Source organism: Endoryza foliicola (assembly GCF_050589245.1).
GTDB lineage: Bacteria > Bacteroidota > Bacteroidia > Chitinophagales > Chitinophagaceae > Endoryza > Endoryza foliicola.
On the sequence record NZ_JBOBEW010000001.1, the window covers coordinates 448,265 to 462,860 of the forward strand.

A 14,596-nucleotide genomic window follows, 5' to 3' on the forward strand; every position below is an offset into this window, starting at 1 on the left:
ATCGTTTTTATACTGTTGATTTAGAAAATTATTTCTAAATCTAGAAAGAATTTTCTAACCTAGCAAATTTTTTATATAAATCTTTCGGGGACAATAATCTCATGATAAATGGAAGCCCCTTTTTTTGAAAAATTTGGATAAAGAAGATTCCATAAACAATTTTTGTATAATTTCTCTGTAACTGGCATTTGTCGTAGTATTTGTTGAGGAATCCAGCTGTTGATCAGAATCAGTAGACTGTGGGCTAGTAAGTCATAATTTCCCTTTACAGGCTCGGGTTTGAAGATTTCATCTTGCTGACAAACTTGAATTTTTCGTTTTAACTGTTGTAGAATTTTATTATTGACAGTGAGCCATTCTTTTTGAATCTCCGGATGGTTGCGTTCAATTTCCCAAGTATTATTGAAAGTAAACCGATTATGTTCATAAAAGAAATAGAGTCGGGAAAACAAAATATCAAACCCTTGTAAATGCTTATGGTTAATATATTGAGATAAAATTGATGACAATTCTTCAAAGAGATTATCATACACTGCCTCAACTATTGTCTCTTTGTTTTTAAAATGATAGGCAAGGTTACCAACACTGATGCTACAGGCATCTGCAATTTGTTGTAGCCTAGTGTTAGCAATACCAGTTTCAAAAAAAAGGTCTTTGCTTTCGGCTATTATTTTTTCTTTTGTACCACTCATAATTAACTGAAATTAGTTTGGAATAATTTCATATTTAATACTAAAGTTCCTCTTTGATCCTTTGCTGCCTGTCTGCGCATATAATGTGCAGTCAGGAATGCTTTTTTGGGGCAAGACATATTAACAATCTTGCGCTTTATGAATTTCAGGGGAATAAGGTGGTGGGCAAAAATGAGATAGATATTCCATTCTCCATTCCTGCGTTCTACATTTTCTATTACTGCGGTATTTTGAAGCCAGAAATCTTCATTAATAAATGTTGCATCCTCATTCAATCCATTTACTTCAGTAGAGGAAAATCCATCAATATACTTCAACATGGAAGCATATACTTCAGAATCAATTTTAAATCTCGAAAACAATTCTAAAATTTATTTGCTTGAAATTAGAAAAAATACTCTAAAGAAACATTAAAATTATATACCCCCAGATAGCTGATGATATTCTCTGGTACCCATATCGGTAAAAAATGGATTTAGAATACCCCAAATATCTTCCAAAAAATGTTGTAATAATACATCATTCTTCCCTTCGGTTTTTTTAATATAATGCCACATATCAATCATAGAGCGCAACTGCCATGCAAGATAATCTTGCTGTTGGTCAGTCAACATTATCATTGACCCCCTTGCACAATTAAATGCAATCATCATTTTAATTTGTGCAGATTGCCACATCAGGTGTTTGGAATGTTTGGTTTGTATCTCTGGAAATGATCGCAACACCTCAAGCATATCAGCATAAAAGAAAATATGCTCTGACTGTTGCATATATATTTCAATCAAATAACAGTTGATGTCTTCAAATAATGGAACCACCCTAAACTTATTCAATAACCCTTCTTGATTTCTTCTTAACTCATCATAAAGATCTTCAATGATTAAATCTTTATTTTTGAAATGATACGCAAGATGGCCTACACTCACAAAAGCAGCATCTGCGATATGTTGTAGACGTACATTCACAAATCCTTTTTCATTAAAGAGTTTTAATGCGTGATCCTTTATATGTTTTTTTGTAGGCTTCAAATGATGAATTGATATATTATGCCAATGAAAAGAGCCAATTTGATCTCCAGTAAAGGAATTCTTAAGATGTTATTTCATTTTTCATATTCAGTAGTTCTGGTGCATTTAAAATAAAGAGCTGGAGTTATAATAAATATTTGTCTCAGTAAAACAAAATAATTAGTTCATTACCTAGTCTTTATTTGAGTGGCTCAATTTATGTGATTCTTTTAAATTTATTTCAATACCCTTCATATTCCCCCGTAGCTTTATTTTTTAAACACCCTTATTTGAGATGAAAATTTAGAAATCAAAGCTATTCCCTTCACATTTTAATTCAATAGACTTATCTTATAACATAGATAAGTCAAATCAGAATCCTGAAAGGGAAATCACAAAATCTGTGTACCCTAAATAAAAAAGCATTTGTGTGGGCAAGAGAAGGCGTAGTGGCAAAATATTATTATATTAGTAATGTTGATTTGTAATTATTTGGACCAAATAAAGTGTACCCCACTGTGTACCCCAAATAAAAAAAGCCTCATAAATTATTGATTTATAAGGCTTTTTGTTAGTGTTTGTGGTGTGGGGCGGGATCGAACCGCCGACACAAGGATTTTCAGTCCTTTGCTCTACCGACTGAGCTACCGCACCAGTTCTAATATGTGCCTGATAATTAACTAGTTATATTTCCTAATCGCTCAACAGGGACGCAAAAATAAGTCATCCCCGCCTTTCTACCAAAAATATCAACACTAAATCCACCTTTTCACTACAAATATTTATCGCCCTTGTTGCGCTTCACCTCCGCCACATACTCCTTTATATCCTGCTCTTTTTCCCTTTTACAAATCAACAACACATCATCACTATCCACCACAATAAAATCCTCCAAGCCTTGCAACACCACCAACTTATCATTCTGCGAATGCACCATGTTTCTTAAACTGTCAAACACAATCACATTGTCTCCGGCAACCGCATTCTCCAAATAATCCTTCTCCAAATTCTCATACGCACTGTTCCAAGTTCCCAAATCACTCCATCCAAAACTACTCGGAATCACATACACATTATCGGCCTTCTCCATAATACCAAAGTCAATAGAAATATTGGTACACTGCGGATAAATCCTATTTATTGCCGTTACCTCTTCCGTAGTATTAAAAAATTCTCGCTCGGCATGAAACACATCGTACATCTCCGGCAAAAACTTCTCAAAGGCCTTGATCACATTCTTCACCTGCCAAACGAAAATACCCGCATTCCATAAAAACTCACCACTCGATATAAAAGCCTTGGCCAGCTCTAGGTTTGGCTTCTCCGTAAAGGTCTTCACCTTATACACGTTGTTTGCTACTTCCTGTTGCTCATACTGAATATAACCATAACCCGTATTCGGATAGGTTGGCTTGATTCCCAAAGTTATGAGCGCATTGTGCTTCTGTACAAAACTCAAGGCCTCCAAACATACTTTCGTAAAAGCAATATTATCTAGAATCAAATGATCGGCAGGAGCCACTATCAAGGTTCCATTGGGATCCAATTCTTGAACCTTAAATGAAATATAAGCAATACAAGGTGCTGTATTTTTTCTTGATGGCTCTCCTAATATATTCTGCAAAGGCAATTGAGGCAATTGCTTCTTTACAATATTGATGTATTCGTTGGAAGTAACTACGTAAATATTTTCTGCCGGAATGAATGCAGCAAATCGATCGTATGTGGCTTGAATTAGAGTTTTGCCCGTATTCAAAATATCCAAAAACTGCTTTGGCAAGTTGGTTCTGCTCATGGGCCAAAATCGACTCCCAATTCCGCCGGCCATAATGGCCACATACTGGTTTTTATTCATGTTTCCCTTGGTTTCTAGGTATTAACGAACTGAACTCCCGTTTCGTATCTGTAAACATAGGATTTGGTTACATAATTTGTTAGGAGCCACTTCTTTATAAAGATAACACCTATATCAATCCCTCGCGTATCAAATCGTGCAAATGAATAATGCCTACATAGTTTCCCTGCTCCAATACCACCAATTGGTTCACATCTTGCTTTCTCATTTCATCCAATGCCACCACCGCCAACACATCCGATTCAATTGTCTTTGGGGTCTTCGTCATAATGTCCTGCGCAACAATTCCCCCCAATTCTGAATGATGCTCCAGCATTCTTCTCACGTCACCATCCGTAATAATCCCCAATAGCACTCCCTTCTCATCCAACACAGCCGTTACACCCAATCGCTTTTTCGATATCTCTAAGATTACTGTTTTAATAGAATCCTTCGGACTCACTACCGGCTTCTCATTATTTTTATACAAATCTGCCACATGCAAATACAATTTCTTACCCAACGCACCACCAGGATGAAACTTCGCAAAATCCTCGCTGGTAAAGCCTTTCAGCTCCATCAAAGCTACCGCCATGGCATCTCCCATCACCAACTGAGCCGTAGTACTTGAGGTAGGCGCCAAATTATTCGGACAAGCTTCTTGCGATACCGTTGTATTCAAAACAATGTCACTGTTCTTCGACAAGAAACTCTCCGTATTGCCCACCATGCCAATCACAATATTCTTGAAATTCTTCACCAATGGAACCAATACTTTGATCTCCGGACTCTCCCCGCTTTTGCTGATAATCAACACCACATCATCGTTCTGAATCATCCCCAAATCACCATGAATGGCATCGGCAGCATGCATGAAAACCGCCGGCGTACCGGTAGAATTCAAAGTGGCCACTATTTTCATCCCAATTACTGCACTCTTGCCAATCCCACTTACCACCAATCTTCCTTTCATCTGATACACCGCTTCCACGGCTTTCACAAAGTCGGCATCAATAAAGGTTTCCAAATTGGCAATCGCCTGGGCTTCCAGCTTTACTGTTCTGGCTGCCACCGATTTAATGAGTGATCTGTCCGTCATAGGTCGCAAAATTATCGTTTTTTGCCCCTTTTGTTGAATTATGACTTGTTTTTTACCATTTTAATAGTACCAGATAGCCCACTATTTTAGTAACTTCGCATCCCTCCAAAAAAATCGGGCTCTTTTACTTGCTTGCCGAATATGAGGATTATTTATAATCCAAAGGGTTGAATTTCATTTTATGTCCGGCTTTTTTGGTACCTTAAGAAAAACCAATTGTGTGATGGAAACAACAGAGCATGGCAACTAAAAAATCGACAGCAGCCCCTAAAAAGGCAGCAAAACCAAAGAAATCAAGTTCTAAATATAGCAGCGAAGTGCTTCACGAAGCGCTTCAAGAACATTTTGGATTCGACGCATTCAAGGGCAACCAAGAAGCGATCATCCAAAACCTTCTGGCTGGAAAAGATACTTTTGTTATCAAACCAACCGGCGGTGGTAAAAGTTTGTGCTATCAACTACCTGCCATTTTAAGTGAAGGCGTAGCCATCATCGTGAGCCCCCTGATTGCATTAATGAAAAACCAGGTAGATCTGGTTCGCAGTTATAGCAGCAAAGACAGCATCGCCCACTTCCTCAACTCCACCCTTACCAAAAAAGAAATCAAAGAAGTTCATGACGACTTGTTGGCTGGTCATACCAAGATGCTCTATGTGGCACCGGAAACCCTCACCAAACAAGAAAACCTTGAATTCTTTTCTGATCTTAAATTGTCATTCTTCGCAGTAGACGAAGCACACTGTATCTCAGAATGGGGACATGATTTCCGTCCGGAATACCGCCGTCTTCATGAAATGATGCAACAGATCAATCCCGATATTCCCGTGATTGCTCTCACTGCTACCGCTACTCCGAAAGTTCAAATTGACATCACCGAAAACCTCGGCCTTCGCGACCCACAAATTTTCATCTCCTCTTTCAACCGTCCCAATTTGTACTACGAAGTACAACCCAAGATCAAGAAAGCACAAACTGATGAAAGCATCGTACGCTTCATCAAGAGTATGAAAACAAAGAGTGGTATCATCTATACCTTGAATAGAAAGACCACCGAAGAAATGGCCGACATACTTATGGCAAACGGCATCAAAGCCGTTGCGTATCATGCAGGCTTAGATAGCAAACTAAGAGCAGAGCGTCAGGACCAATTCCTGAACGAAGACGTACAAGTGATTTGCGCCACCATCGCCTTCGGTATGGGCATCGACAAACCCGATATCCGTTTCGTGATCCACTATAACATTCCGAAATCAATCGAAAACTTCTACCAAGAAACCGGCCGCGCCGGTCGCGATGGTTTGGAAGGCCGTTGTATTTTATATTATTCTCATAAAGACGTATCGAAACTCGAACACTTAATGCGCGACAAGCCATTGAGCGAACGTGAGGTAGGCGCGCAATTGATCAATGAAACCGTAGCCTTTGCCGAAAGTGGAGTGTGTAGACGAAAAGTATTGATGAGTTATTTCGGCGAAACCTATGAGCAAGAGAATTGCAATGCTTGCGATAACTGCTTGCATCCAAAAGAAAAACACGAAGCGCAAGACAATGTAGTGAAAGCACTCAAAGTGATCAAAGCGTTGGACGAACGCTTCGCCACAGAATACGTAGTGAACATTTTAATTGGAAGATTAACTCCAAATATTACGATGTTCCGTCACGACGGCATTGCTGAATTCGGAATCGGTAACGATCAACCCGATCATTACTGGAATTCCTTGATTCGTCAAATGTTGTTGGAGAAACTGTTGAGTAAAGACATCGAAGATTACGGCGTATTAAAAATCACCAAACAAGGAACAGCCTTCGCGAAAAAACCGCACTCGTTCATGATGGTGATGAACAATTTGTTTGAAGAAGCACATGCCGATGACGATGAAGGCGCAGAAGCAAATGCCGGTGGTGCAACGGATGAACGCTTGTTTGAAATGTTGAAGGAGTTGCGTCAGAAAGAATCAAAGAAAAAGGCCCTGCCTCCTTTCGTTATCTTCCTGGAAACTTCTCTGCAAGACATGGCAACGCTCTACCCCACTACTATTGCGGATCTCGACAAATGCTCGGGAGTAAGCAAAGGAAAAGCACTTCGCTATGGTAAACCCTTTGTGGAGTTGATTGCGAAATATGTGGAAGACAATAACATTGTTCGTCCCGATGATTTTGTGATGAAGAGCGTCGTGAACAAGAGCGGTAACAAAGTGTACATCATTCAACAAACCGATAAGAAAATTCCACTGGAAACCATCGCAGCTAATAAAAGTATGCGAATGGATGAATTATTGGAAGAGATGGAAACCATCGCAGCAAGCGGCACCCGCCTCAACCTCGATTACGCCATTGATGAAATGTTGGACGAAGAAGAACAAGAAGACATTCTCGAATACTTCAAAGGTTGCGAAACATCTTCCTTACAAGTAGCACTCGAAGAACTCGCTGATGGCAATTTCAATTGGGAACAATTGAAAATCATGCGCATCAAATTCTTAGCTCAATACGGGATGTGATTTTTTTCGCTCCGCGAAAAAAATCATCCGCCTGTCCCGAAAAGCACAGCTTATTCGGGAAGAGCGCAGCGATTCGAGATAACCCTAACGATTCAATAAAAAATAGCACAGATTAGAAACTCAAGCTCTAATCTGTGTATCTATGGTATAGATTATGACGGAACAAATACGGTCAGCTTCTCAGCGCTGCGTTTCCGCCGCGATCATGCCCTGAGCGGTTCCTGAGCTTGTCGAAGGACGCCGCGCCGCTACGGTTAAAAAAATAAAATTTAATGAGCAACGGGGTGAATCAGTCTTCCTAAAAACATGAACCCTTTGTGCTACTTATTTCCCTTTGTGTCACTTTGTGACTCAGCAAGCAGCGAAGCTGCGAAAAACTCAAAACTCTATTTCACTACAATCCCCTTCCCCATCTCCACCTTCACCCCAAACACATCCTCCACCCACTCATATTCATTGATCTCAATTCTATTCTTACAAAAAACAAGTTCCCCATCTTTCATTGCAGAAAGTGTATCCGCATACTGCAAGGCCAAATTTAGATCGTGAATCACCGCCACTACAATCATATCCTCGTGCATGGCAGCTTTTAATTCCTTCAGCAATTGATGCTGATATTTAATATCCAAATTATTCAACGGTTCATCCAACAACAAACAAGCTTGTTTCCCTGCCCTCAATCCATCTAATTGCGCCAAAACCCGCGCAAACTGAACGCGCTGCTGCTCTCCACCACTTAAAGTTTGAAAAGAACGATCTAAAAACGCAGTAAGCGATAATTGAGCTGCAAGCTTTAACACCAGTTCTTCATCTGCTTTATTGGGTTGAAAATCGAAATAAGGATACCGCCCCATCATGATCACTTCAAAAACAGTTAAGGGGAAATCGATGGGTTGCTGCTGACTCAACACCGCTCTTAACTTCGACAATTCCGATGTACTATACTGCTCTATATTCTTTCCAAATAATTCTACCACTCCCCGGCTCGGCTTTGTAATTCCGGTTAACAGTTTCAACAGAGTTGACTTCCCCGAACCATTCGGACCCACAATTGCATGAAAACGTCCCTTATTCCATTGAGCTGAAATACCGGTAAGTATCTGCTTTTGACCTATGCTAAATTGTATGTCTTTTATGGTGATCAACTTTGATTGTTTTTTAGAAGAAAGGAAGAACGTTTCAATAAAACTATAAACAAGGGTGCACCCACTAATGAAGTAATGATACCAATTGGAATTTCCGCTGGAGCCAATAACATACGCGCCAAAAGATCGGCCAATACTACTACAATGGCTCCTGCCATTGCGGAGTAAGGTATCAATCTTCGATGGTCGCTGCCAATCAAGGAACGCAATATATGCGGCACTATTAATCCTACAAAACTGATCACCCCCACAAAAGCCGTGGTTATAGCAACGAGCAATGTGTTTACAATAAGCAATTGACGCTTTAGTTTGGAAACGGATACTCCCAAATAGGCGGCTTCAGATTCACCTAATAACAAAAGATTCAATGGGGCAGCATAGCGACGGCAAAAAATCAAACTAAGACCTACGATGCTTCCCGTTATGGCAACCTGCGTCCAACTAGCACCGGTAAAGGTTCCTAAATTCCAGAAGGTAATGCTACGCGCTTGAGGATCACGGGCTGTATAACTCATGAAGCCGGTTCCACTGAGCGCAACGGCATTCACTGAAATTCCTATTAATAACAAATGTACAAGTGAAACAGATTTTGTATTCCCCGCCAAACGATACACCAACAAGGTGGATAATATGGCCCCTGCAAACGCAAATAAAGGGACGATGGTAAGCGAAGCATAGATTTTCGCCGAAGCCTCCCAACTTGCAGCGAGCACAAAGACTACTGATGCACCAAAAGCAGCTCCGGCACTGGTTCCTACCATGCCGGGTTCAACAATCGGGTTTCTAAACAGGCCTTGCATTAGTACCCCGGATACTGCCAAAGCAGCACCTGTAATAACGCAAAGCAATACCCGAGGTGTTCTCAAATACAAGAACACTCCTTCATATACCGATGCCGCTTTCTGACCTTGGAATTTATGTAACAAGGCGTTGTACATATCTTCCAATGAAATAGAAACTGCTCCTATTGCAGTGGCAGTTATAATCACCAACAATAGAAGCAGAGGTAACAACCAATTGAGCCATTTATTTTTGGCCATGTATCAATTCCATTAGTTTCAAAATATTCTTTCCGCTTCTTGGACCGAAATAAACGAGATCGTGTTCCTCAAAACGAATGATACGCTTGTTCTTTCCGGCATTCGTAAGCGCTACTCCGGGCACTTGTTCAATAAACTTATCTATCGAGCCTTGTTGATCGAACCCAAAATCAGTTGCAATAATGATATCCGGATTCGCAGCAGCTACTGCTTCACCACTAATTTGACGTGCACCTTTGGCATCATATCCGGTCACTTTTGCTCCCGCCAATTGAATGTATAGATCGCCTGGGCCCTTTCTTCCACTCATTACAAAGTAGATATTACTAGCTCGCCCAAAATGAATGATCATTACAGAAGGAGTATCCTTGAACTTACTTGCAGCGCGAATGCTATCTGCCCTTGTTAAATCAGCCTCCATGATCTTGATCAAAGAATCTGCTTTAGCCGGCACTTTAAAATAAGCACCCATTTCTTTCAATAATAGCTTGCTGCTATCAATGGTATTAGCGCCACCAAAAACTTTGATGTTTAATCCTGCTTTTTCAAGTTGAGGGATAATGCCTTCCGGACCAATATCATTACTGTGAATCACCAGATCCGGATTCAAAGAAATAATGCCCTCTGCATTCAGAGCCCGATGGTAGCCTACGGTTTTCAACAGTTTGGCACTGTCGGGATAAGTTGAACTCAAATCAACACCCACCAACTTATGGCCTTGACCTAAAGCAAAAGCGTATTCTGTTAGCTGTTTCGACAAACAAACAATTCTTTCGCTATCGCCATCTTTTGACTTGTTTTTGAATCGGCCGCAAGCAGCTATCAAACTAATCAATGCTGCTGCTACAAGTATTTTTTTCATACAATAAAAAAGGGAGGAAAACCCTCCCATTAAATTTAGAAATTATATTTTAACATAGCTGATCCATATCCCTGCGCATTTCTTGCTGCAGGCACATAGGCATCCGGCAACTGATTGGCAAATACCATGATAAAATACTTGGTATTGGTTGCATTGGCTACGCCGGCCGACAAATCAATGTTCCAATGTTTTCCCAATGATTTGCTGTACCCTAATTTTCCATTCAACAAATTATAACTCGTAGTATACACATCATTCAAAGAAGTGATGGGCATTTTATCGCGATAGTTATAAGTGATGTTTGCATAAAAACCAGCTGCAAAGCTGAGGTCTACGCCAAAGTTGAACACGTATTTTGAAACAGCCGCAACCGCTTTGTTGCTGTAATCTTCAGTAACCGTAGCCGATTTTTGAATGGTGAAGTTGTTGCCATATTTGAAATCAGAATAGGTAAGATTGGTGAAGGGTCGGAAGCTGCGAACAAATCCACCCTTGCTCTCGTATGCATTAACACGAAGTGAAGCTTCTATTCCTTTATGAATTTGCTTACCTCCATTTACTACATAACTATACAATGTTGTAGTACTTGAAAGAGGAGACGGAACTGATACGGCCGTCATTTTATTGGAGAATACGGTATTGAAATACACCAATTCATATTGGAATTTGTCTTTGAACAATTGCCCTTTGGTTCCGATTTCGAATTGATTTCCGATTTCAGGCTTCAACACTTCATTCAAATAAGCAGTAGCGGGGGTTGCAGGAGTAGTGGCAACTGCAGGTGTGCTTATAAAGAAGTAGGAAGAAACGGGCGCTTTGTAGGCTTTGCTATAAGAAGCGAAAATCGAGATCTTATCGCTAATTACTTTATTGATAGCAATATGCGGTGAAACCATATCCTTATAGGTTTTTTCAAACTTATCGGGTTTGGTTGCTGTAGAAGTATTAAAACGATCGTTTAAATAGATATTCATTCTGGATGTTCCAATACCGGCGGTGATAGAAAATGCTTTGGGCAGCGAAAGTGTCCACTCAGTAAAAAGATGGCTGTTGGTTACATCGGTAAACACATTCGATGTTGCAGCGTTCAATACCCAGTAGGGGCTTCGGCCATAAGTCCATGTTGTAGTGGTATCCTTAGGGTCTTTCTTCATGCTATAACCCATGGTGTTGGCTACTTGCTTCTGTGTTTCAATTCCTGTGGCCCCTTTCAAACTGATTCCATTTCCCAAATCTAAATTGGTATTAAAAACAGAACGTAAGCCAACGTTAAGTGTTGCTTTATCGGTAGTACCTGAAGCAGAAGCTGCATTGCTATTAAATGCAGTTCCAAACAAACTGGTTGTATTCGACCAAACTCGATTAAAAACATAGGAATGACTGGTCCCTGCACGATAGGTAATTACTTTGCTGTGTGCATCTCGTTTGATATACTCAATATTACCGGAATAATCGTTTCCCTCGTACTGAGCAATCGTTAACTCGCCCGCTCTTTCATCATAGCTGTTACTGTAGCCCAAAAAAGTACTGATGGTTTGCTTTTCGGTGGGTTGAAAATCGGCAACCAAGCTTACAAAGTCTTTCTTAGAAGCATTGTGAATAGTATAGCCATCTGAAGATTGTTTGCCGTACATCAGTAACAGTGACGACTTGTCGCCAGCCGCTTGCAAGGTGGTGGTAAACCGCTTCAAACCATAATTTCCCAACAACACCTGTTGACTCAACGATGTTTTGTTCTTCTCGGCTTTGCGTGTACTGATATTCACCACACCTGCTATAGCCAATCCGTATTGCGAACCTGCTGGTCCTTTGATAACCTCCACTTGTTGCAATGATCCGTAATCAATATCATCAAAAGTTGTGATCCCTTCCGCGTCGGTAAGGGCTATGCCATTGAAGTAGACCTTGTATCCTTGTCCGTCGAAATTACTACTCACGCCTCTGGTACCGCGCGTACCATTGCCGTATCCACGAATATTGAATTGTTGTCCGCCGGCAACAGAGCGACGGTTCATGATAACTCCCGTCATATTGGTTTGAATAGCGTCATCGAGAAATAAGCCCGTTCCTCGATTCAATTCCGTCATATTAATTTTCGAAATGGCAGCCGGCTGGTACAGTGTTGCTTTGTTGGTACTGCCGCTTACTTCTACTGATTCCAGCAAAGTAGAAGTAGATGCCAGTGAAATAGTGGCCGGAAGTTTGCAGTTGGTTACAGCCAATACAGCTGTTTTATAGCCAATAAATGAAATGGTAATTTGTTTTGCGCCATCGCAATTGATTTTGAAGGCTCCGTTTACATCGGTTGTTACTTTTTGTGCCCCGATAGAAACTGTAGCTCCGTATAGTGGCTGGTTAGTGCTGGCGTCGATTATTACTGAAGAAATGATTTGTTGTGCTTTTGCCGCAATAAATAAAAGCGACAAGAGCATGAAAGAAAATACTCTTTTCATGTATGCATTAAATTAGAAAATGAAATCAAAATGTAGGTCAGTGAACAAATGCACTAACAATTTGGAGGAGGAATGAGTATTTCTTTATGAATGTCTTCCGGAATGGAGACTAAAAAAAGGGATTTTGCTCGAATAATTTTGAACGATACCGGAGCAATAGAAAACTCCTTGTATTCAAAAAAATAGGTAAGCGTACTAATTTGAGCTGTTCTTTTTTGCTGATTTGGGAAATGGCTTGTGTAGTTTTTTACCAACTCAGATTCGTCGCCATCTTTTACGCAGTAATAATACGTTTGGCCGTTCTTTAATTCGGATCGAACCACATCGTACAAGTCTCCTTGATAATAACATTCTTTTGCTTCTTCTTCCCAAATGATTTTGTCGCTAGCACTAAAAGATACCAATTGAGAATTGGGCACCGATTGCAAAACAAGCCTTTCTTGTTGCATTTTAATAAGAACTTGCTCAACGGCAAACAACACCCTACCGCCCACTAAGGTGAAAGCGGTTAAAACCAAAAGCAGTATGGCGGGCGCTTTTCTCATGCAATTAGACGCCTAATTTACGAGAAAACAACCTTTTGATTTCTTTAAAGTGTTGAGTGGTCGAAAATTTCAAATACCAGTCAATTAACGTATCTTAATTTCATGAAGCCAACATCTAATTTGATTATTTCTCATTATACCCTAAGGCTTATGATTGGTGCCATGGGTTTTGGACTGCCAATTGCCTTGTTTTTTGCCAAATGGATTCAACAAGGCGACGCCACCATTGAAATTTCCATCAGTGATTATTATGACAACGGTGCAGCCGGAGATATATTCGTTGGTGTGCTTTTCGTACTCGGTTTTTTCCTTTTCTCTTATAAAGGTTATGATAAATGGGATGATCGCATTGCCACCCTTGCCGGAGCATTTGCCTTAATTGCAGCTTTATTTCCGGATACTACCGGAATTAAATGGGTAAGCAGGGTGCATTTAAGTTCAGCACTGCTTCTCTTCGTTTGCTTCATTACATTCTCAATATACTTGTTTCGCAAAACAGAATCGGACCCGGAACACCTTCCTAAGCCAAAAAAATACCGCAATCGAGTGTACCTCATTTGCGGCATTATTATGATAGCAACCATTCTAACCATTATTCTTGGATATATTTTCTTCTATAAAGAAATGAATCCTAACAAAGTGGTATTCTGGTGTGAAGGTATAGCCCTTATGGCATTTGGCTTTTCTTGGATTATTAAATCGGAGTACTTGTTTTGGAAAGATCAGTAAGCTGGTGTTGGCGCTTCAAGGGTCCAACATTTACATCGCAATATAGCCGGCTCTCGATTCTCTATTTGATAATCTTCATTCGCAAGCCTTTTGCAACAGCCTCTGTTCCACTAGCAACATGAAGCTTTTGATAAACGTTCTTTAGATGCGTTTTAACAGTTTCAAGTGAGATACCCAATTCAGCGGCTATGATTTTATAGGGAAGTCCTAATGCAAGTTTCTGCAGTAATTCAACTTCTCGATCGCTCAATCCATGCGACTGAGTTGTTGGCTGATTGAATGCATTGATCACTTTGCGGGCTATTTCCTGACTCATGGGTGCTCCTCCGGTATAAACGTCTTTGATTGCTGCAAGGATCTCATCGGCATTGTTCTTTTTTAGCAAATAACCACTGGCTCCAGCTTGCAAGCACTGAAACAAGCGCTCGTTGTCTTCATATACAGTGAACATAATAATCTGGAGATCAGGTAATACTAACTTTGCCCGTCGTACAGCTTCAATCCCATTCACTTCGGGCATGTCTATATCCATTAAAATCACTTCAGGGAGGGACAACTCGAGATCCTTTTCAATTGTTTTGCAATGTACAGCATCATGAACAACTTTCATGTCGGGTTGATTGTTCACTAAAATCACAAGGGATTCTAATAAACTAGCATGATCTTCATAAATAGCAACTTTAATCATA

The 14,596-nt window shown here is 40.3% G+C and carries 13 protein-coding genes and 1 tRNA gene; 2 read left to right on the forward strand and 12 right to left on the reverse strand.

Going from position 1 to position 14,596, the window contains the following annotated elements; all coding sequences use genetic code 11:
- Positions 1–71: 71 nt before the first annotated feature.
- From ACQ2HE_RS01870 to ACQ2HE_RS01895, 6 genes are all read right to left on the reverse strand, one after another.
- Positions 72–692: a TetR/AcrR family transcriptional regulator gene (locus tag ACQ2HE_RS01870; protein ID WP_178888493.1), complete on the reverse strand. Its 621-nt coding sequence runs from the start codon at positions 690–692 to the stop codon at positions 72–74.
- Positions 693–694: 2 nt separating this feature from the next.
- Positions 695–1,012, reverse strand: coding sequence for a hypothetical protein (locus tag ACQ2HE_RS01875; protein WP_430895094.1), 318 nt, complete (start codon positions 1,010–1,012; stop codon positions 695–697).
- A 96-nt stretch (positions 1,013–1,108) separates the two neighbouring features.
- The gene (locus tag ACQ2HE_RS01880; RefSeq protein WP_430895092.1) at positions 1,109–1,720 is read right to left on the reverse strand and encodes a TetR/AcrR family transcriptional regulator; all 612 of its coding nucleotides are present in this window, start codon (positions 1,718–1,720) and stop codon (positions 1,109–1,111) included.
- 560 nt (positions 1,721–2,280) lie between these two features.
- Positions 2,281–2,353, reverse strand: a tRNA-Phe gene (locus ACQ2HE_RS01885).
- Between the two features lie 118 nt (positions 2,354–2,471).
- A complete protein-coding gene (locus ACQ2HE_RS01890; RefSeq protein ID WP_430895090.1) occupies positions 2,472–3,554 on the reverse strand; it encodes a mannose-1-phosphate guanylyltransferase in 1,083 nt (360 codons plus the stop codon).
- Between the two features lie 109 nt (positions 3,555–3,663).
- A complete protein-coding gene (locus ACQ2HE_RS01895; RefSeq protein ID WP_430895088.1) occupies positions 3,664–4,632 on the reverse strand; it encodes a KpsF/GutQ family sugar-phosphate isomerase in 969 nt (322 codons plus the stop codon).
- Between the two features lie 239 nt (positions 4,633–4,871).
- Here ACQ2HE_RS01895 and recQ point away from each other — a divergent pair, with 239 nt between their 5' ends.
- Entirely contained in the window at positions 4,872–7,133 is a 2,262-nt protein-coding gene (recQ, locus tag ACQ2HE_RS01900; RefSeq protein ID WP_430895086.1) for a DNA helicase RecQ, read from the forward strand.
- Between the two features lie 386 nt (positions 7,134–7,519).
- On the opposite strand, the gene ACQ2HE_RS01905 is transcribed toward recQ, so the two are convergent.
- From ACQ2HE_RS01905 to ACQ2HE_RS01925, 5 genes are read right to left on the reverse strand one after another with little or no spacing between them, the layout of a single operon-like run.
- Positions 7,520–8,278, reverse strand: a complete 759-nt coding sequence (locus ACQ2HE_RS01905; protein WP_430895084.1) for an ATP-binding cassette domain-containing protein — start codon at positions 8,276–8,278, stop codon at positions 7,520–7,522.
- Positions 8,275–9,318, reverse strand: a complete 1,044-nt coding sequence (locus ACQ2HE_RS01910) for a FecCD family ABC transporter permease (RefSeq protein WP_430895082.1) — start codon at positions 9,316–9,318, stop codon at positions 8,275–8,277. Before ACQ2HE_RS01910 ends, ACQ2HE_RS01905 begins: the two co-directional genes overlap by 4 nt.
- Positions 9,305–10,180 carry a heme/hemin ABC transporter substrate-binding protein gene (locus ACQ2HE_RS01915; RefSeq protein ID WP_430895080.1) on the reverse strand — a complete coding sequence of 292 codons (876 nt, stop codon included), beginning with the start codon at positions 10,178–10,180 and terminating at the stop codon, positions 9,305–9,307. Before ACQ2HE_RS01915 ends, ACQ2HE_RS01910 begins: the two co-directional genes overlap by 14 nt.
- A 35-nt stretch (positions 10,181–10,215) precedes the next feature.
- The gene (locus tag ACQ2HE_RS01920; protein ID WP_430895078.1) at positions 10,216–12,633 is read right to left on the reverse strand and encodes a TonB-dependent receptor; all 2,418 of its coding nucleotides are present in this window, start codon (positions 12,631–12,633) and stop codon (positions 10,216–10,218) included.
- Between the two features lie 53 nt (positions 12,634–12,686).
- Entirely contained in the window at positions 12,687–13,178 is a 492-nt protein-coding gene (locus ACQ2HE_RS01925; RefSeq protein ID WP_430895076.1) for a hypothetical protein, read from the reverse strand.
- A 102-nt stretch (positions 13,179–13,280) separates the two neighbouring features.
- Here ACQ2HE_RS01925 and ACQ2HE_RS01930 point away from each other — a divergent pair, with 102 nt between their 5' ends.
- Positions 13,281–13,907, forward strand: a complete 627-nt coding sequence (locus tag ACQ2HE_RS01930) for a hypothetical protein (protein ID WP_430895075.1) — start codon at positions 13,281–13,283, stop codon at positions 13,905–13,907.
- A 61-nt stretch (positions 13,908–13,968) separates the two neighbouring features.
- Here ACQ2HE_RS01930 and ACQ2HE_RS01935 read toward each other — a convergent pair whose 3' ends face one another.
- Entirely contained in the window at positions 13,969–14,595 is a 627-nt protein-coding gene (locus tag ACQ2HE_RS01935) for a response regulator (protein WP_430895073.1), read from the reverse strand.
- Between the last annotated feature and the right edge of the window lies 1 nt (position 14,596).